Annotated in this window: 15 protein-coding genes and 2 pseudogenes; 8 read left to right on the top strand and 9 right to left on the bottom strand. The window is 69.5% G+C overall.

Going from position 1 to position 17589, the window contains the following annotated elements; all coding sequences use genetic code 11:
* Positions 1 to 160: 160 nt before the first annotated feature.
* Complete coding sequence (locus tag ACIBCM_RS17140) at positions 161 to 1081, top strand: aminoglycoside phosphotransferase family protein (RefSeq protein ID WP_399243929.1); 921 nt, start codon at positions 161 to 163, stop codon at positions 1079 to 1081.
* A gap of 3 nt (positions 1082 to 1084) precedes the next feature.
* Here ACIBCM_RS17140 and ACIBCM_RS17145 read toward each other — a convergent pair whose 3' ends face one another.
* Entirely contained in the window at positions 1085 to 2452 is a 1368-nt protein-coding gene (locus ACIBCM_RS17145) for a sporulation protein (protein WP_399243931.1), read from the bottom strand.
* A 206-nt stretch (positions 2453 to 2658) separates the two neighbouring features.
* On the opposite strand from ACIBCM_RS17145, the gene ACIBCM_RS17150 reads away from it, so the two are divergent.
* Complete coding sequence (locus ACIBCM_RS17150; RefSeq protein WP_399243933.1) at positions 2659 to 3201, top strand: ATP-binding protein; 543 nt, start codon at positions 2659 to 2661, stop codon at positions 3199 to 3201.
* Positions 3202 to 3514: 313 nt separating this feature from the next.
* Positions 3515 to 3814, top strand: a complete 300-nt coding sequence (locus tag ACIBCM_RS17155; RefSeq protein ID WP_399243935.1) for a hypothetical protein — start codon at positions 3515 to 3517, stop codon at positions 3812 to 3814.
* Between the two features lie 404 nt (positions 3815 to 4218).
* Here the strand turns inward: ACIBCM_RS17155 and ACIBCM_RS17160 are convergent, their stop codons facing one another.
* Positions 4219 to 4995 (bottom strand): GntR family transcriptional regulator, encoded by a 777-nt coding sequence (locus ACIBCM_RS17160; RefSeq protein ID WP_399243937.1) that lies wholly within the window; start codon positions 4993 to 4995, stop codon positions 4219 to 4221.
* 174 nt (positions 4996 to 5169) lie between these two features.
* Here ACIBCM_RS17160 and ACIBCM_RS17165 point away from each other — a divergent pair, with 174 nt between their 5' ends.
* From ACIBCM_RS17165 to ACIBCM_RS17185, 5 genes are all read left to right on the top strand, one after another.
* Complete coding sequence (locus ACIBCM_RS17165) at positions 5170 to 5514, top strand: hypothetical protein (RefSeq protein ID WP_399243938.1); 345 nt, start codon at positions 5170 to 5172, stop codon at positions 5512 to 5514.
* The gene (locus tag ACIBCM_RS17170; protein WP_399243940.1) at positions 5511 to 6815 is read left to right on the top strand and encodes an FtsK/SpoIIIE domain-containing protein; all 1305 of its coding nucleotides are present in this window, start codon (positions 5511 to 5513) and stop codon (positions 6813 to 6815) included. Before ACIBCM_RS17165 ends, ACIBCM_RS17170 begins: the two co-directional genes overlap by 4 nt.
* The gene (locus ACIBCM_RS17175; protein ID WP_399243942.1) at positions 6812 to 7006 is read left to right on the top strand and encodes a hypothetical protein; all 195 of its coding nucleotides are present in this window, start codon (positions 6812 to 6814) and stop codon (positions 7004 to 7006) included. The genes ACIBCM_RS17170 and ACIBCM_RS17175 overlap by 4 nt, the downstream gene beginning before the upstream one ends.
* Positions 7007 to 7292: 286 nt before the next feature.
* A complete protein-coding gene (locus tag ACIBCM_RS17180; RefSeq protein WP_399244391.1) occupies positions 7293 to 8657 on the top strand; it encodes a replication initiator in 1365 nt (454 codons plus the stop codon).
* A complete protein-coding gene (locus tag ACIBCM_RS17185; RefSeq protein WP_399243944.1) occupies positions 8654 to 8794 on the top strand; it encodes a hypothetical protein in 141 nt (46 codons plus the stop codon). Before ACIBCM_RS17180 ends, ACIBCM_RS17185 begins: the two co-directional genes overlap by 4 nt.
* A gap of 47 nt (positions 8795 to 8841) precedes the next feature.
* Here ACIBCM_RS17185 and ACIBCM_RS17190 read toward each other — a convergent pair whose 3' ends face one another.
* The 7 genes and pseudogenes from ACIBCM_RS17190 to iolC form a co-directional block, all read right to left on the bottom strand.
* Positions 8842 to 10359: a recombinase family protein gene (locus ACIBCM_RS17190; RefSeq protein ID WP_399243946.1), complete on the bottom strand. Its 1518-nt coding sequence runs from the start codon at positions 10357 to 10359 to the stop codon at positions 8842 to 8844.
* Between the two features lie 18 nt (positions 10360 to 10377).
* Positions 10378 to 10536: pseudogene (locus tag ACIBCM_RS17195) on the bottom strand (DUF4291 family protein); the annotation flags it as partial.
* Between the two features lie 182 nt (positions 10537 to 10718).
* Entirely contained in the window at positions 10719 to 12221 is a 1503-nt protein-coding gene (gene mmsA / locus ACIBCM_RS17200; RefSeq protein WP_399243948.1) for a CoA-acylating methylmalonate-semialdehyde dehydrogenase, read from the bottom strand.
* 40 nt (positions 12222 to 12261) lie between these two features.
* Positions 12262 to 14151, bottom strand: a complete 1890-nt coding sequence (gene iolD, locus ACIBCM_RS17205) for a 3D-(3,5/4)-trihydroxycyclohexane-1,2-dione acylhydrolase (decyclizing) (protein WP_399243950.1) — start codon at positions 14149 to 14151, stop codon at positions 12262 to 12264.
* Between the two features lie 260 nt (positions 14152 to 14411).
* Positions 14412 to 15299, bottom strand: a pseudogene (gene iolB / locus ACIBCM_RS17210) (5-deoxy-glucuronate isomerase); the annotation flags it as partial.
* Positions 15300 to 15333: 34 nt separating this feature from the next.
* On the bottom strand, positions 15334 to 16218 hold the full coding sequence (locus tag ACIBCM_RS17215) for a deoxyribose-phosphate aldolase (protein WP_399243952.1): 885 nt from the start codon (positions 16216 to 16218) through the stop codon (positions 15334 to 15336).
* Positions 16215 to 17573 (bottom strand): 5-dehydro-2-deoxygluconokinase, encoded by a 1359-nt coding sequence (gene iolC / locus ACIBCM_RS17220; protein WP_399243954.1) that lies wholly within the window; start codon positions 17571 to 17573, stop codon positions 16215 to 16217. Before iolC ends, ACIBCM_RS17215 begins: the two co-directional genes overlap by 4 nt.
* Positions 17574 to 17589: the final 16 nt, after the last annotated feature.

Genomic DNA, 17589 nt, shown 5'->3' on the forward strand with positions numbered 1-17589 from the left:
TCACTCCGCCTCCAACCGGTGAATGACCTCCCGCCACCTGGCTCTCTCGTAGCAGCGGCGGTTCGCTCGGTACCGTCGTGGTCGTGTCCGGCGGACGTCGGGTTGGTCACCCGTAGGCGTGTGCCGGTTGATCGCACGCGACGAGGGAGCTGGTTCCGGCATGACCGTGGGCGCTGTTCGGGGTTCGGAAGAGGGGTTCACATCGGCGGGGGCGGCAGGGGTGCTGGCTGCGGCATGCCGCTCCGCCGGGCTCGACCACAGAGACGCGGAGTTGATCCGCTTCGGCGAGAACGCCTTGTTCCGCTTGGCCTCGGTGCCGGTGATCGTGCGTATCGCGCGGTCGGTGGAGTACCTGCCGTTCGCGCGTAATGAGGTGGCGGTCTCCCGCTGGCTGGCGGCTGAGGGATTTCCAGCCGCTCGGGTCGTTGACGACCTTGAGCAACCGCTGTCCATCGAGGGGCATCCGGTGACCTTCTGGCATCTGATCCGGGAGGCGGACCGGAAGGCCACGTACGGGGAGCTGGGTGCGGCGCTGCGGGATCTGCACGCGCTGACACTGCCTGTGGGCCTGGAGCTGCCGCCGTACAACGTGTTCGGGCGGACGGATCTCCGCATTGAGCGGGCCGTGGGCATCCCCGAGGACGACCGGCAGTTCCTGCGGAAGCGGGATCGGGAGCTGAGGGACAAGCACGCGGAGTTGAGGTTCCAGTCCTCCAAGGGGCCCGTGCACGGAGACGCACATGTGCAGAACCTCATGGTGGACACTCAGGGCCGAGTGATCCTGATCGACTTCGAGAACTTCAGCTTCGACCATCCGGAGTGGGATCTGATGGTCACAGCTGTTGAGCATCACAGCCTCGGCTGGCAGACGGATACGCAGTACGCCGACTTCGTACGCGAGTACGGGCGCGATCTGCGGGACTGGCCCGGCTACGACACGTTGCGCGGGATCCAGGAGTTCCACATGACCACGTGGCTGATGCAGAACGTCACCGAGGACGAGAAGACCGCCGAGGAGTACCAGCGCCGTATCGCCGGGTTGCGCAACGACGACGGCCCACGGGACTGGCGCCCCTGGTAGGACCTACTCGTCGTCGAGCCGGGCGAGTGCGTCGCGTACCTGCTCGTTGAACGCCGCAACGGCTGGGTTGGTGGCGTGCGTGCTGACCTCGACCTGGAAGTCGGTGACGTAGCGCTGGAAGCGGGCCGACTGGAGGGAGTCTCCGGCGTCGACTGCGAGACTCGCCGTCGTGACGGCGGCCTCAAGCTCGCCGTTCAGGAGATGGCTCTGGGCGAGCACCATGCGGCAGAAGCCGAGTGTCCGGGCGTACTGGGGATCTGTGGTGTCGACGGCGCGCTGAGCCTGGGTGAGGGCTTGGTCTCGCATCTTGAGGTCACGGAAGCAGTGGCACAGCTCGCCCATCAGTTCCGCCGAGTCGAAGTAGGCGAGCCATGCTGGGTCTTCGGCGGTGTCAGCGCGTTCGAAGTGGCGTTCTGCCTCGTTCATGGCCTGGCCTGCACCGCGTGGATCACCGGAGTTGGAGAGAGCGCGGGCCTCGTGCGCGGCGTAGAGGGCCATGGCGCGTGGGGTGGCCTGGCCCCGTGCTCCTTCGAGGGCGGCGCGGGAGAGCTGGACGGCCTGGGCGTGGTTGCCGAGGTAGTTGGCCTGGTGGCTGAGGTTGGCCAGGATGCGTGAGCCGAACATCCGGTCGTCGATGACCTTCGTCAGCCGGAGTGTGGACGTCAGATAGCGGTGGGCGAGACGGTGGTTCCCCGTGTCGTAGGCCGTCCATGCGAGCAGTTGTGAGATCTCGGCGGCGGCCCCGAACAGCGCGTTGCCGGTCTTCTGGCTGTAGCTGGCACTCAGCAGAGGCAGAACCTCATGGCGGAAGTAGTGGCGCAGCGCCTTGTGGCCATGGCCTCCGCCGTAGAGGAAGTCCAGTCGCATGAACATCTCGGCGGCCGTGCGGACGGCTCGGACATCGCGCATCCCCACCCGCTGCGGTACTGGCCTGTCGGCCTCGATGCCGTCGGGGCGGGCAATCATCCATTGCAGGACGGTGGCGCTCAGGTCGCCGTCCGCGATGATCAAACCGCTGTCCGCCTCCGGCCGCTCCTGGGCGAGATCGTCCAGCGTGGTCAGGGCTTCTGATAACGACCCCGGGTATCCCACACTCAGGGGCTCATCCGTCGTTCGCGTCCAGCCCGCGAATCCGAGATCGGCCGGTGTCAGGCGGCGGCCGACCTTGGCGCCGAGGACATCGGCCAAGATCTCAGCGGTCTGCGGTTGGATCCCCGATCCGTTGCGCCATCGCTGTACGGCGACGTGCGTCGTCCCGAGCTGCTGCCCGCGCTGCTGAGCGAGATCGCACATGCGTTTGGCGAGGCCCTTGTTCGTGACTCCGGCCTCGTTCATCAACGAGATCAGTTGCGCGTTCGGCTCTCGGCTCATGCTCCCCCTGCCAACCCGAGAATGACGGCTTGTGTTCATCGTGGCACAGTCCGCTGACAGTCGGGGGTTCATACGTGAACCCCCCGTCCCCCTCGGGGTGTTCACGTGAACCCCCTGGTGAACGCTCCCGAAGGCGCTCTCTCCGCCGTTCACTTGTCGCCACGGAAAGGGACGGGACAGGGCCTGTTCCTCCGGGAGGGGACACGATGAACGCGGGGCAGAGCAGACGGTCAGCGAGCGCTCCGGCAGCGATCGCCCGGAACGACGCGATGGTGCCGAGGGATGTTGACCACTTCCGTGCGATGACGCTGTTCGTCGAGTCCTCCGACTCCGTGAAGGCGGCGCGGGACATGGCTCGGGCCACTCTCCTGGACTGGAACCTCTCGCATCTGGTCGACGATGTGCGGCTTGTCGTCTCGGAGCTGGTCGGAAACGTCGTCCATCACGCCGTACCGGACAACTGGCTTGCCCGGCCCGGTGCCGCGCGGCGACTGGATGTCTCGTTGCGGATGTGGCCGCGGTGGCTCTTCGTCGGTGTGACCGATGAGGACTCCAGCCCACCCACCCTCGCGACCGGGGATGTGTTCTCGCCGGAGCTGGTTGACGGCTTCCCTGAGGCAATGCTCCCGGATGGGGGCCGAGGTCTGCGGATCGTACGAGCCCTTGCCGACGAGTTGTGGTGGTCGCCGGAGGAAGACGGAGGCAAGACCGTGTTCTGTCGCTTCGACCTCGACGGCGCGTCGGCGTAAGAGCTCCGGGCGGTTGCCTGCCTAGCTCCTCCCCCGCGATCGGGAGGAAGGCAATCTGCCCGGTGACCGGCCGGTCCGACCATCCCGGCCGAAGGGTGCGGCTCCTCTGCGATCAAACCCCCGGCAGAGGGGCCGCGCCCCGCACAACACCTTCATACCGAGACCGGGCCACCCCATCAGCCCTGGAAAGCGAAGGGTGGCCCGGCAAGGGGACGCAGCGGTCCCCGGTGCCTGATGGTACCGGGGCCGCTGCGCTGCTTTTACGCCTTGCGCCAGCGGGAGTTGATGAACCGTTAACGGAGGCGGAGCAGAAGTGGACGACGTGACTGGCACGGGTGGGAACTGGTCGGGTGACGGTCTCGACTCAGAGATCGACTGTGCTCTGTGGGTTCCCGGTGTCGACTACATCACCGGCTGGCGCGAGGCACGGGCTGTCACTGAGCGGCTGAACGCTGCGCTCCGGTCGGCCGGGTTCGAACTCTCCGAACTGCGGGCGGTCGCAGCGTCCGGTGCCGACGGGTGTGGAGTCGTACGGCTGGCGGGCCGACCGGGTGCGATGGACCGGCTGGCCGGACTCCTGAAGTCGGCCTCGGACGGCGGCCGTGTCCTGTGAATGGCATTCGTGCTGGTGAGCGCGGTACGTGGGCACGTCGCCGGCCGCAGGGACTTTGGGCGGTAGCTGCCATGGGGCGAGAGAGCAGGGGGCCTTACGCTGGCCCGGCGAATCGGGCAGGCACCTGGTCTGCCCGCTGTTGTGCCCGATTGGCCCCCTGCTCTTCGAGGCTCGCCCCTTGGGAGCTGCCTAAAGTCTCGGAGGCCGTCGACCCTCAGCCCCTGGGCCCCGGCCAGGGTCAAACAATCGGGGCTTCGCCAGCCGTGGGCTGGATCGGGCGGGGCATCGGCCGACCGGGCGGGACCGGCGGTTACGCCGCATGCCCGGCCGGGGCGGCCGGGCATGCCCGGCGCGCCTGGGCGCGCCCTTGAGGAAGTGAAGAAAGTTTCGACCGATCTTGCGCCTCAGCTCCGGGCGGTGGGGCGCTGGCGCGCGGTGTCGGCGGTGATGCGGTAGGTGAGCTGGGCCTGGCTCCCGCTGGCGCGGAGTTCTTCGAGGATCAGCGGTTCGCTCCTTGCCCCTTGCGTGACACGGAGGGTGTGGATGACGGGTGTCGCGTCCGGGAGTTCCAGGGCGGTGCGTTCGTCGGCCTGCGGCATCCGGGCCCGTACGGTCTCCGACCAGGTGAGCTTGTGTCCGGCTTCCGCCATAGCGCCGTACACCTCTTCGATCGGCGCGCCGGGGTTCTCCGCGAGTGCTGGTACACGGTCGGCGGTCGAGAACGGGATGAGCGTGCGGTGCAGGGCGCGGGCCCCTGTCCTCGGATCGATCAGTGTGCGGTCCGTGCCGAAGAGTGCTTCCCCCTCGTCCAGTGCGAGGAGCGGCCCGGTTTCGGACGTGGTCTGAGTCCGGTAGCCGGTCGGTTCGTGGGCCTGCTCCCATGGGATGCTTCCGACTGCATATGCGGTTCCTGTGCGGGTGATGGTCCGCTCAACGGTCAGCAGTGGGGTCGCCACGCTCTTCACGAAGCTGCCTTTGCCGTGCCGTACTTCGATGAGCCCTTCGGACCTCAGCGCGGAGATCGCGTTGCGCACGGTGGGGCGGCTCACTTCGTAGCGTTCGATGAGCTGGGCTTCTGAGGGCAGCGGGGAGCCGGGCGGGTAGTCCCCGCTCGCGATGCCGCGCCGGATCGCGTCGGCCACCTGCTGGTAGAGGGGTCCGGGGCGCTCGATGCCTGCCATGTCCGTGGGCCTTCCTTCGTCGGTGCCGGTTCATGGGGTGCCGCACTCCCCGTTGCTTACGTCACTCGTCAGCATAAGTTGTTGCCTCCCGGAGTCAAGACATGCATAGTCGTCACTCGTAAGCACAAGTGACGTCATGCTCTGGCGTTCGAGATCAAGGGAGACCAACCACTGATGCAGTCCATCCCTGTGGACACGACGCGACTGGGCGTACTGCGGTGCGCCATCGCACCGGAAGTGAAGTACAGCAACACGGAGACGAAGGAGATCAAGAAGGACCGGGACGGCAACCCGGTGCACACCGTCGCAGTGACGGTCCGTCAGGACGGTCGCCGTATCTCGGTGATCGAGATCGCGGTGTCAGGCGAGCCGAAGGGGATCTCGGAGGGCGCGGAGGTACGGGTCACGGGGCTGGTGGCGTTCGCCTGGTCGATGGGTGACCGGCACGGCATCAGCTTCCGTGCGGACGCGATCACGCCCGTGTCGGTGACTTCCGGCAAGGCCGGGGGTGCGGCATGAGTACGGCACTGCTGGTGATCGGAGCCGTGGGGCTGGCGTGGGCCCTGGGGGGAGGCGAGCTGTTACACCGCCGCTGCCCGGTCGGGCACTGGTACATCGCCGGATACCCCGTGGCCGCGCTCCGGGTCTGGTTCACCTGGCGCAAGATCGCGGCACTCAACGGACTGACGGTCACCAAGCGCCCTCCGCGCGCCCTGATCGGCGACGTCATGATCAAAGGTGAAGCGCTCCGGCCGATCACGCCCCGGATCTCAATCCCCCGCGTCACGCGCCTGGGCCTGACGGTCTCCGTTCGTCTGTTCCCCGGACAGACCCCGGCCGTCTACCGGGCGGCGGCAGACGCTTTCGTCCACGCGTGGCGGGTTCACGCGGTCCGGGTCACCTCGCCGGAACGGGGCCTGGTGCTGCTGACCGCTCTGGGGTCCGATCCGCTGGCGCGCCCTGGACTCGCCGTGGCTCCCGATGCCCTGCTGTCCGCCCTGGTGGGCATACGGGAGTCGGGCCGGGCGTGGGTGGTGGACCTGATGGAGGTGCCGCACTGGCTCATCACCGGTGCCACGCGGTCGGGCAAGTCGACCCTGCTGGCCCGGATGATCACCCGGCTCGCACCACAGCGGGTCGCGCTGGTCGGGATCGACTGCAAGGGCGGCATGGAGCTCGGGCTGTTCACCCCCCGGCTGAGCGCACTGGCCACTTCACGGCGAGAAGCCGTGGCTGTCCTGGGCGCCCTCCTGATCGAGATGCAACAACGCATGCGCCTGTGCCGCTCGCACACCGCGCGCTCGGTCTGGGAACTGCCCGTGAAACTACGGCCGATACCCGTCGTGGTCATCGTGGACGAACTGGCGGAGCTGTACCTCTCGGACGGCACCCGCGACGGCCGGGCCGAGGCGGAACAGTGCTCCACCATGCTCCTGCGGCTGGCACAGCTCGGGGCCGCGCTGGGAATGCATCTGGTGGTGGCCGGACAGCGAGTGGGGTCCGATCTCGGGCCCGGTGTCACCGCCTTGCGCGCGCAACTCGGGGGCCGGATATGCCATCGGGTCAACGATCCCGGCACAGCGGAAATGACCCTGGGCGACCTCGACAAGGACGCCGTGGCGGTCGCCCAGACGATCACCCCGGAAGAACAGGGCGTTGCCGTCTGCACCGGCGCTGAAGGCGGCTGGGAACGCGCCCGCTCCCACCGCCTCACCCCGGAGGAAGCGACCGACACGGCGGCCAGATACGCCGCTGTCACCCCCGACATCCCCACCCTCACACGGGCCCTGCTCCAGTACCAGAAAGGCGAGCAAGCATGAGCGAACAAGCCGCAATTCCCTTCGCTCTGATCTTCGGGATCATCACCGTGCTTCTGGTCCGCTCACGTGACGTGAGGGCGTGGGAGGCGGTCGCCATCGCGCTGTTCGGGATCTACCTCGGCCAGACACCGGTGATCTTCACCGTCGACAGCATCGTGACCTGGGCCTTCTCCGGGTTCACCCACACCTGACAAGGAGCCGTATGCCGATGCGCCGAGTCCGCTGCCCCCTCTGCAAGGGCGAGCGCCACCGCAAGACACGCACCGGTCGCCTGCGGCGCTGCCGCTGCTGCCGGGGCACCGGAACCATCCGCTGATCCACGGTCCCACCCTCCGACCGCTGAGGAGCACTCATGAGTGATTCCGCCCCACTCTCCGCCATCCCTGCCGCTCCGGCGGCCCCATCAGGAAGGTCTCCACCATCTCCCCGGAGTCAGCCTCCGCTGACAGGCGCGCCGCACTCGACCGCGCGGCGCGCCTGCGTCAGCTCTCCGAAGTAGACCGCGACGCGATACGCATCGTCCAAGATCCGCAGTTCTCCCGCTGGCTGGACCAGGTCAAAGCCACGGGCGGCTGCTCCCACCCGATCCATCTCTCCGGCTCGACGACCACACGGGACACCCGGACCGGTGAGATCCTGCACCACTACGACACCCGCGACGAACCCGGAGAACGCCTCCTCGTCCGCTGCCGCAACCGCCGAGCGTCCGTCTGCGCGCCGTGCTCCCGGCTCCACGCTGGCGACACGTACCACCTGGTCCGAGCGGGCCTGACGGGCGGCAAGAGTATCCCCGCGTCGATCCGCGAACACCCCCGGCTCTTCGTCACCTTGACCGCCCCCTCCTTTGGCCCGGTCCACCGAGCCGGGGAGCGCTGCCACCCCCGCCGGAACGCGGGCACCTGCGAACACGGGCGGCGCATCGGCTGCGGCTTCGCCCATGACGCTGGCGCGCCGGTCGTCGGCCAACCCCTCTGCGCGGACTGCTACGACTACCCCGGCCACGTGCTGTGGCACGCCCATGCGGGCAAGCTCTGGGACCGCTTCACGGCCGGAGTCCGCCGCAATCTCGCCTCATCGGCTGGCCTGGCACAGTCCCGGTTCCCGGACCACGCGCGCCTGTCCTTCGCACGCGTCGCGGAGTACCAGCGGCGCGCCGCCGTCCATGTCCATGCCGTCGTACGCCTCGACGGACCGGCCGGGCCCGACGACGAACCCCCCGCCTGGGGCACTGCCGACCGCATCACCGAAGCGGTGCGGGAGTCGGCCGCTCGGGTCCTCATCCACGCGCCCCACAGTGCCGCGCTCGGTGAACGGTCCTTCCAATGGGGCGTTCAGACCGATGTCCGCCCTCTGCGCGTCGGCGACGGTGACGGCCCGGATGACGACGCGGTGGCCGCGTACGTCGCCAAGTACGTCACCAAGGGGGCGAGCGAGACCGGCGCCGGTACCGATCACCGGCTCCGGAGCCGTGACGCCATCGACGCAACGCCGGTGAGCCGGCACGTACGAACCCTGATGCGGACGTGCTGGTTACTCGGCGGACTCCCTGAGTACGAGCCTCTGCGCCTACGTCGCTGGGCCCACACACTCGGCTACCGGGGCCACATCCTCACCAAGTCCCGCGCCTACTCGACCACGTACGCGGCCCTCCGTGCCGACCGGGCGGCCCATCAGGGCCCGGTCGAACCGTCGGTGGCTTCGATCACCGATTCTCGGTGGCGGTACGCGGGGTCCGGCCACTCCCCGGGGGCTGTCCTCATCGCGGCAGGCATCGCCCATGATCTTGAGGTCAACGGGGGGCTCGTCCGGGAAGCAAAGGCGCGAGTAGGGGCCGCTCTTTGAGAGGACACAACCGTGAGGCGGACATGGCCCGGCATCTGGAACGCGTCTGCGGAAAGTTCTCGACCAGGATCGGGCCGAAATCGGCGCGCCGTCTGGCCCGGCTGCTGGAGCGTCAACCCGGAGGAAAGATCGGCTGAGTGAAGCGGGGAGGGACCTCACATGAGGCCCTCCCCGTTCGTCAAACTCAGACCCAGATGGGATTCTGCTCGATGTCGATCCTGCCGTAGTCGAACTGACGGCCCTTCTTCGTCGCTGCCTTGATCTTGACGGCAGCGAAGAGGAAGCGCATGACCGCGTTCAGACGCTGCTGCTCACCTGCTTTCTCCAGCGCTTCCCAACTCTGGCGGGCGTGTGGGCCGACAAGGCCGTCGAGCACTTCGGTCACGGGTCGAACGATCATCTTCTGTTCAACCTCGGCGATGCGCGCTTCGACTGTCTTGCGCATCTCGCGGTACTCCCGCGTCTTCAGCTCCTGGCTTTCCCACATGTCCTTGAGGTCGTCCAGCTCCCGGCGGTCCGCATCGATGGCCGCTTGGTCTTCCTGGGAGAGAGCTGACGGCGTGGGAGCGTCGGTGAGGTCAAGGCGCTCCAGAAGACTGATCGCGGCCTCGGTGACGAACTGCTCCAGGATCGGGGCGGAGACTGCACGGTTGCAGCGCGGGGCATCCAGCCGGTGGCCGTGGTTGCAGACGTACTTGGACCCGCTCGCCCCCGATCCCCCCATGACCTTGCCGCAGCCCGTACAGGTGACCACGCCGCGCAGCAGATAGAACCTGACCGGTCGCTCACCCCTCTTCACCGCTGCGGCACGGTAGGCGCGGCGCTCCTGCGCCTCGCGCCACATGCCCTTGTCGATGATCGCGGGCCATTCACCGTCTCCGATCTCCTCTCCCCGGAAGACCCGGATCCCGGCGATATGACGGTTGCTGAGGAGATCCCGTACGCGGGGTGCGTTCCAGGAACGGCCCTCGGCGGTCTTCTCCCCGCGCTCGTGCAGTTCCCTGGCCAGTTGGACGGGGCTCACCCCGTCCAGATAGCGGGTGAAGACCTCCCGTACGATCTCGGCCTCTTCGGGGATGATCACCGTGCCGGTCCTGTCGTACCCGTAGCGGCGCCTTCCCGTGTGGGGCCGTCCGTCCTGGGCTCGCTCGACCAGTGCGTCGATCAGTCGGCGTGAGGTGTCGTCGCTGGATCGGCAGGCGTGCGCCACTTCGATACGGAGGAAGAAGCGGTCGTCGGGGTCCGCGAGATCGCGCCGGTTCGCCTGACCGTGCAAGGTGATGTCGTGGTCGTCGGCGATCTGCAACAGCTCTTCGAGATCACGTGGCTGACGCATCAAGCGGTCCGGGTGGTAGGTCAGAACGTGGCGTATGCGCCCCTGTCCGGCGTGGGCGAGCAGGGCGTCCCACCCCGGGCGCTTGCGCTTTCGCTGCCATGCAGAACGGTTGTTGTCCACAAACACCTGGTCCTCGGCGACCGTGAGACCAAGCCGTTCGGCCACCTCGCGACAGATGCGCTCCTGGCGGTCGACGCCCGTCTGATCGTCGTCGTTCGCATGGGAGATCCGGCAGTAGATCGCTGCGGTCTCTCCCGCCCAGTCGGAGGGGCGCTGCCTGGTCCGCTGTGTGCCAGCCGCTTGCCTGGCCCGGAGGGCTCGCCGTAAACGGGCCTGTGTCTGCTGGTCCTTCTCTTCCTCAGCCATGGGAAAAGGCTATGAACACGGCTTGACCCACGTCATACGGTCCCGCTTCCACGACGCGGGAAAGCGGCCGTCGCGGGCCGCCGGGCCGCCGATCGACGGGGTGTACGCCTGGTAGACGGTGATCGTCGACGCGGTGTGGAGCGCGCGGATCCGGCGCTGCGGTTCTCGGTCCTGCATACGGATCAGCATGCAGGGGTCGAGGAGAGCGGAGCCAGTCGTTTTCGGCCCCGGCGGCGGGGGCCGGGGCACACCGTGCTCCGGTCGTGGCACCGTCCCGCTCCGGCGCGCGGTGAACGCCGCGCCCCGGTGGACCGGCGGGCCACGGGCTCGGTGAGCCCGTGGCCCCGACCGGGCCGGACTCAGTGGTTGCGGGGGAAGCCCAGGTCGACGCCCGCGGGAGCGTCGGAGGGGTCGGGCCAGCGGGTGGTGACGACCTTGCCCCGGGTGTAGAAGTGCACTCCGTCGTTGCCGTAGATGTGGTGGTCGCCGAAGAGCGAGTCCTTCCAGCCGCCGAAGGAGTGGTATCCGACGGGGACCGGGATCGGCACGTTCACCCCGACCATGCCCGCCTCGATCTCCATCTGGAAGCGGCGGGCGGCGCCGCCGTCACGGGTGAAGACAGCCGTACCGTTGCCGAACGGCGAGGCGTTCATGAGCGCCACACCGTCCTCGTACGTCGCCACCCTCAGCACGCACAGCACCGGGCCGAAGATCTCGTCGCGGTAGGCGTCGGAGTCGGTGGAGACCTTGTCGAGGAGCGAGAGACCGATCCAGTGGCCGTCCTCGTAACCCTCGACCGTGTAGCCGGTGCCGTCGAGGACGACCTCGGCGCCCTGGGCGGCCGCGCCGGTGACATAGGAGGCGACCTTGTCGCGGTGGGCCCGGGTGATCAGGGGGCCCATCTCGGACGAGGGGTCGTTACCGGGGCCGATCTTGATCTTCTCGGCCCGCTCGCGGATCCTGTCGACCAGCTCGTCCGCGACGGAGTCCAGCGCGACGACCGCGGAGATCGCCATGCAGCGCTCGCCCGCGGAGCCGTACGCCGCCGAGACCGCGGCGTCGGCGGCCGCGTCCAGGTCCGCGTCGGGCAGGACCAGCATGTGGTTCTTGGCGCCGCCGAGCGCCTGGACGCGCTTGCCGTTGGCGGAGGCGGTCTCGTGGATGTAGCGGGCGATCGGGGTGGAGCCGACGAAGGAGACCGCGGCGACGTCCGGGTGCGCGAGCAGCGCGTCCACCGCGACCTTGTCACCGTGGACCACATTGAGCACTCCGCCGGGCAGCCCGGCCTCGGCGGCCAGCTCCGCCAGCAGCACGGCCGCCGACGGATCCTTCTCACTGGGCTTGAGGACAAAGGTGTTTCCGCAGGCGATGGCCAGCGGGAACATCCACATCGGCACCATCGCCGGGAAGTTGAACGGGGTGATGCCCGCGACGACCCCGAGCGGCTGGCGGATCGAGGCGACGTCGACCCGGCTGGAGACCTGGGTGGACAGCTCGCCCTTGAGCTGTGTGGTGATACCGCAGGCCAGCTCCACGATCTCCAGACCGCGTGCCACCTCGCCGAGCGCGTCGGAGTGCACCTTGCCGTGCTCGGCGGTGATCAGCGCGGCGATGTCGTCACGGCGGGCGTCCAGCAGCGCGCGGTAGCGGAAGAGGACGGCGGTGCGCTGGGCGAGCGAGGAGGTGCCCCAGGCCGCGTAGGCCTCCTTCGCCGCGGCGACGGCCGCGCCGACCTCGTCGGCCGACGCCAGCGCCACCCGGGTGGTGACGGCGCCGGTCGCCGGGTCGGTGACCGGGCCCCAGTTGCCGGACGCGCCTTCGACGGTCTTGCCACCGATCCAGTGGTTGACGGTCTTCGTCATGACGAAAGGCTCCTTCACAGTTACCAGATGCCCGGTCTGTTCATAGATGACGGCGTCGGGCTGCGATGTGTCGCTCGTACTCCTCCCGGGCCTTGACCGCGGACGGACGAGTCGCGGTCGCTGCCACGGGGACATCCCACCACGCCTGCGCCGGAGGCGGGCCCGACACAGTGTCTGCCGTTTCGGTCTCGACGTAGACACCTGTGGGCACATCCGACCAGCGCGCCTCGGCCAGCGCTTCCCGCAGGTCGCCGACCGAGCGGACGCGGATGACCCGCAGGCCGAGCGCCGCCGCGTTGGCGGCGAGGTCGACGGGCAGCGGCGCCCCCGTGTAGGTGCCGTCCTCGGCGCGGTACCGGTAAGCCGTGCCGAACCGCTCCGCGCCGACGGATTCGGAGAGACCTCCGATCGAGGCGTACCCGTGGTTCTGGATGATCACCACCTTGACCGGGATGTTCTCCTGTACGGCCGTGACGATCTCGGTGGGGTTCATCAGATACGTACCGTCGCCGACGAGCGCCCAGACGGGCCGGCCGGGCGCGGCCATCGCGACACCGATCGCCGCGGGGATCTCGTAACCCATGCAGGAGTAGCCGTACTCGACGTGGTACTGGTCGGCGGAACGGGTGCGCCACAGCTTGTGGAGATCGCTGGGGAGCGAGCCCGCCGCGTTGATCACGATGTCGTCGCCGGTGACCAGGGAGTCGAGCACGCCGAGCACCTGGGACTGGGTGGGGCGGGCGTTCGGGCCGTCCGGCCGGTACGCGGCGTCGACGCGGCGCTCCCAGCGTTCCTTGGCCGCGCCGTACTCGCTCTCGTACGAGGACGGGACGCGGAATCCGTCGCCGAGCGCGGCCGTCAGCTCGCCGAGGGCGGCCCCGGCGTCCGCGACCAGCGAGATCCCGGACATCTTGTGGGCGTCGAAGGAGGTGACATTGACGTTGAGGAAGCGGACGCCCGGGTTCTGGAACAGGGTCGAGGACGCGGTGGTGAAGTCGGACCAGCGGGTGCCGACGCCGATCACCAGATCCGCCGTACGGGCAAGGTCATCGGCCGTGGCCGTGCCGGTGTGGCCGATCCCGCCGACGTCGCACGGGTGGTCGTACGGCAGCGAGCCCTTGCCCGCCTGGGTGGAGGCGACGGGGACGCCGGTCGCCTCGGCGAACGTCCTGAGCGCGTCCTCGGCCTCGCTGTGGTGGACACCGCCGCCCGCGACGATCAGCGGCCGCCGGGCCGTGGACAGCGCGTGAACGGCTCCGTCCAGAGCATGGCGGTCGGGCCGGGCGCGTCCCACCTGCCAGACGCGTTCGGCGAAGAAGTCCTCGGGCCAGTCGTACGCCTCGGCCTGGACGTCCTGGGGCAGCGCCAGCGTCACCGCCCCCGTCTCGGCGGGGTCGGCGAGGACCCGCATCGCCTGGAGGGCGGCCGGCATCAGGGCCTCGGGTCGGGGCACGCGGTCGAAGTACCGGGAGACGGGCCGCAGGGTGTCGTTGACCGACACATCGCCCGCGTACGGGACTTCGAGCTGCTGGAGCACCGGGTCGGCGGGCCGGGTCGCGAAGACGTCGCCGGGCAGGAGGAGGACCGGGAGCCGGTTGACGGTGGCGAGCGCCGCGCCGGTCACGAGGTTGGTCGCGCCGGGGCCGATGGAGGTGGTCACGGCATGGGCGGAGAGCCTGCGGGACTGACGGGCGTAACCGACGGCCGCGTGGACCATGGCCTGTTCGTTACGGCCCTGGTAGTACGGCATCGCCGCCCGTGGTCCGGTCCCCGACTCCAGCAGCGCCTGGCCGATGCCGGCCACATTGCCATGGCCGAAAATGCCCCAGGTGGCGGCGATCAGCCGCCGTCGCCGACCGTCCCGCTCGGTGTACTGACGGGTGAGAAAGGTGATGAGTGCCTGGGCTGTGGTGAGTCTGCGCGTGGTCATCGGAGGCCTTCCTCGGGGGAGATTCCGGATCCGGCGGGCGGAGGCAGGGGGCGCGGGGCACCGGGGGCGTCCGCGCCGGGTACGGCCGCGCCGGGGTGGGGCGAGTTGCCCGGGGGGCCAGGGTGGCCCGGCTGATCCAGGTCGGCCGGCTGGCCCAGGTGGCCCGGCCGGTCCGGGTTGGCCGGCTGGTCCGGGTTGGCCGGCCGGTCCGGGTTGGCCGGCCGGCCCGGGTGGCCCTGGCTGCCGGTGCGGGGCCCGCCCGCGCCGTACAGCGGAAGCCGTGGGTCCATCGGCTGTGCCGGCCAGGTGCCGCGGATCCAGCCGTGGTCGGGATGGTCGCTGATCAGCCACGCGCGGTCGGGTCCCGGACCGGCCATCACATTGAGGTAGTACATGTCACGGCCGGGCGAGGCGATCGAGGGGCCGTGCCAGCCGTCGGGGACGAGGACGACGTCCCCCGTGGTCACCTCGGCGAGGACGTCCGTGCCGCCCGCGCGGGACGGCGAGACCCGGTGGTAGCCGAGCCCGCCCCCCTCGATCTCGAAGTAGTAGATCTCCTCCAGCTCCGATTCGACGCCGGGCCGGTGCTCGTCGTGCTTGTGCGGCGGGTAGGAGGACCAGTTCCCGCCGGGTGTGAGCACCTCGACCGCGATCAGCCGGTCGCAGTCGAAGGTGTCGGTCGCGGCGAAGTTGTTCACCTGGCGCGAGCACGTGCCCGAGCCGCGCAGTTCGACCGGTACCTCCGGCGCGGGGCCGTAGCGAGCGGGGAGTCGGCGCTCGCACTTCGCTCCTGCCAGGGCGAAGCGGCCTCCCGCACCGGAGGCGATCTGTGCGTGGACATCGCGCGGCAGATAGGCGAAGTCACTGACTCCGCTGAACACACTTTCCCTGCCCAGCAGTTCGAAAAACTCACCGTCGACGCGCACTGTGCAGCCGCCCCTGAGCGGCAGCACGATCCACTCGCTGTCCCCGGTGGCGAGGGAGTGGACCCCGCCCGGCTCCAGTTCCACCACCCGGATGCCGGTGTATCCCCAGCCGGCCCGGCCGGGATCGATCCGCAGCGCGTACGGACCCTCCGCCGCGCTGCCCGCCGGTACGTACCACTCCCGGAGCCTCTTGTCCTGATTCCGCGTTGCCTCGGCGCTCATGACGTATCCGTACTCCCTGATTCCTCGATTCCTTCTAGAGCAGTCCCACGGCCGTGTCGACCGCACCGGCCACGTCTCCGTCGAACGGATAGAGCAGTGAGCGTCCCACCACCAGACCCTGGACCGTGGGAAGCCGCAGCGCACCGCGCCACTTCTCGTACGCGCCGTCCTGGTCGTCGCCTATCTCGCCGCCGAGGATGACCGCGGGGAGCGTCGAGGTCTCCATCACCGCCGCCATGTCGTCGGGGTCGTCGGTGACGGGGACTTTCAGCCAGGTGTACGCGGACGTGCCCGCCAGCCCGGACGCGATCGCGATCGACCGGATGACCGCCTCGGCGCTCAGATCGTTGTGAAGGCGCCCGTCGACCCGGTGGCAGACAAACGGTTCGACGAAGACGGGAAGCCGGTACTCCGCCATCTCGTCGACCGCGCGGGCGGTCGCGTACAGGGTGTCGAGCGAACCGGGGTCCTGGTAGTCGATCCTCAGCAGCAGCTTGCCCGCGTCGAAACCGAGGCGGTGCAGATCCCGGGCGCGGTGGCCGGTGAAGCGGTCGTCGAGTTCGAACGCGGCGCCCGCGAGGCCGCCGCGGTTCATGGAGCCGATGACCGCCTTGTCGTCGAGCGCGCCGAGCAGCAGCAGATCGTCGAGTATGTCGGCGGTGGCGAGTACTCCGTCGACGCCGGGGCGGGAGAGTGCGAGGCAGAGTCTTTCCAGCAGATCGAGGCGGTTGGCCATGGCGAGCCGGCGGTCCCCGACGGCGAGCGCGCCGCGCGCCGGGTGGTCGGCGGCGATGATCATCAGTCGGCCGCTCGCGCCCATGAGCCGGGGCCGCTTGCGGCGGCGTGCTGCTGCCTCCGCGACGGCCTCGGGATGGTGGGTACGGATCCCGACCAGCTCGGCGATGTCGACTCTGCTCACGACAGCGCCCCGGGGCCTGCCCGGCCCGGCCCATGGAACGGAGTCGGAGGATCGGTGGGTACGGGCCGCCCCCGGGGGCCGGGCGGGTCCGGCGGTTCGGGCGGGGGCGTGAGTACGGGCACGTCCGGCGGTTCGGGCGGTGGTGGTGCTGCGGCCGGGGGCGGCGGTACGGACAGGTCCGGTCGTACGGACGCGTCGGGCGGTGCCGACAGGGGCGCGGGCCTGCGCCCGGACACGGCCTCCGGCGAGGCCCCGGTTGCCTGCGAGGCTCCGGTTGTCGGCGAAGACAGCGGTAGAGGTGGAGACATGGACGCGGATGGTGGCGTGAACACGGGTGATGACGTCGGTACGGGCGGGGGCGCGGCCTCCGGTGGGATCGGGCCGCCCTCGAGCACTTGCTCGACCTCGTCCGCGTACGGCATCGCGGCCGAACAGGCGAGGCGGGACGCCACGATGGCCCCGGCGATGTTCGCGTAGCGCATGACCCGCTCCAGTTCCCAGCCCGAGAGGAGCCCGTGGCAGAGCGCACCGCCGAACGCGTCCCCCGCGCCCAGTCCGTTGACCACTTCGACGGGCACGGGCGGCACTTCGGTCCTGGTGCCGTCGCGGTGCACGGCGAGTACACCCTCGGGGCCCCGTTTGACGACGGCGAGTTCCGCCCCGGCGTCCAGAAGCGCGCGGGCCGCAGCGTCCGGATCGCGCTCCCCGGTGGCGATCTCGCACTCGTCGGTGTTGCCCACGGCGACGGTCGCCCCGGCCAGCGCCTCGCGGTAGTACGGCCGTACGGCTCCCGGGTCCGGCTCGGTTTCGGCGTCCCACAGCACGGGCCGCCAGTCGAGGTCGAAGACGGTGAAGCCCGCGCGGCCCCGGTGGGCGAGAGCGGCCAGGGTCGCGCCACGGCTCGGCTCGGCGGACAGCCCGGTGCCGGTCACCCAGAAGACATGGGCGGCGCGGATCGCGGCCATGTCCAGCTCATGCTCATGGATCTCCAGGTCGGGGGCCCGGGGCTGCCGGTAGAAGTAGAGGGGAAAGTCGTCCGGCGGGAAGATCTCGCAGAAGGTGACCGGAGTCGGATACGCGGCCACCGGTGTCACCCAGCGGTCGTCGACGCCGAACTCATCCAGCGCCTGGTGGAGATACTCCCCGAACGCGTCCTGCCCGGTGCGGGTGATCACGGCGGTGCGTCTGCCGAGACGGGCGGCGCCGACGGCGACATTGGCGGGTGATCCGCCGAGGAACTTTCCGAACGCGTCGACCCGGGCCAGGGGAACCCCGGTTCGCAGCGGATACAGATCCACCCCGATCCGGCCCATCGTGATCACGTCGTACGGCTGAGGGTCGTACGGCTGAGGCATGCCCGTCCCTTCGGTT

The sequence above is a fragment of the Streptomyces sp. NPDC051018 genome (genome assembly GCF_044456085.1).
Lineage (GTDB): Bacteria > Actinomycetota > Actinomycetes > Streptomycetales > Streptomycetaceae > Streptomyces.

Coding starts and splice junctions, on each gene's coding strand:
- ACIBCM_RS17140 (WP_399243929.1), top strand. CDS start 161: ATGACCGTGGGCGCTGTTCGGGGTTCGGAAGAGGGGTTCACATCGGCG.
- ACIBCM_RS17145 (WP_399243931.1), bottom strand. CDS start 2,452: ATGAGCCGAGAGCCGAACGCGCAACTGATCTCGTTGATGAACGAGGCC.
- ACIBCM_RS17150 (WP_399243933.1), top strand. CDS start 2,659: ATGAACGCGGGGCAGAGCAGACGGTCAGCGAGCGCTCCGGCAGCGATC.
- ACIBCM_RS17160 (WP_399243937.1), bottom strand. CDS start 4,995: ATGGCAGGCATCGAGCGCCCCGGACCCCTCTACCAGCAGGTGGCCGAC.
- ACIBCM_RS17165 (WP_399243938.1), top strand. CDS start 5,170: ATGCAGTCCATCCCTGTGGACACGACGCGACTGGGCGTACTGCGGTGC.
- ACIBCM_RS17170 (WP_399243940.1), top strand. CDS start 5,511: ATGAGTACGGCACTGCTGGTGATCGGAGCCGTGGGGCTGGCGTGGGCC.
- ACIBCM_RS17175 (WP_399243942.1), top strand. CDS start 6,812: ATGAGCGAACAAGCCGCAATTCCCTTCGCTCTGATCTTCGGGATCATC.
- ACIBCM_RS17190 (WP_399243946.1), bottom strand. CDS start 10,359: ATGGCTGAGGAAGAGAAGGACCAGCAGACACAGGCCCGTTTACGGCGA.
- mmsA (WP_399243948.1), bottom strand. CDS start 12,221: ATGACGAAGACCGTCAACCACTGGATCGGTGGCAAGACCGTCGAAGGC.
- iolD (WP_399243950.1), bottom strand. CDS start 14,151: ATGACCACGCGCAGACTCACCACAGCCCAGGCACTCATCACCTTTCTC.
- iolC (WP_399243954.1), bottom strand. CDS start 17,573: ATGCCTCAGCCGTACGACCCTCAGCCGTACGACGTGATCACGATGGGC.